Here is a 562-nt window from a genome sequence, read left to right on the forward strand (position 1 = left end):
GCTGCGGGACGGCGGTTACGACGTGTCGGACTACACGGCGGTGCTGCCGGAGTTCGGTGACCTGGCGGACTTCGTGGAGTTCGTGGACGCCACCCACCAACGCGGCATGCGGGTGATCATCGACTTCGTGATGAACCACACCAGCGACCAGCACCCGTGGTTCCAGCAGTCGAGAAGCGATCCGTCAGGGCCCTACGGCGACTATTACATGTGGGCCGACGACGACAAACAGTATCCGGACGCGCGGATCATCTTCGTCGACACCGAGGCCTCCAACTGGACCTTCGACCCGATCCGCAAGCAGTACTACTTCCACCGCTTCTTCTCCCACCAGCCGGACCTCAACTACGAGAACCCGGCCGTGCAGGAGGAAGTCCTTGCGGCACTGCGGTTCTGGCTGGACCTCGGGATCGACGGCTTCCGACTGGACGCGGTTCCGTATCTGTACGCCAAGGACGGAACGAACTGCGAGAATCTGCCGGCCACGCACGAGTTCCTCCGGCGGGTGCGCAAGGAGATCGACGCCCACTATCCGGACACGGTGCTGCTGGCGGAGGCCAAT

1 protein-coding gene is annotated in these 562 nt (G+C 63.3%); it reads left to right on the forward strand.

Going from position 1 to position 562, the window contains the following annotated elements; translation table 11 throughout:
• Positions 1 to 562: alpha-amylase family glycosyl hydrolase (locus ADL25_RS13110; RefSeq protein WP_267889243.1), on the forward strand; the 562-nt coding region annotated here is incomplete at both ends.

It is taken from the genome of Streptomyces sp. NRRL F-5122 (assembly GCF_001507435.1).
In the GTDB taxonomy this organism is placed as follows: Bacteria; Actinomycetota; Actinomycetes; order Streptomycetales; family Streptomycetaceae; genus Streptomyces; species Streptomyces lannensis.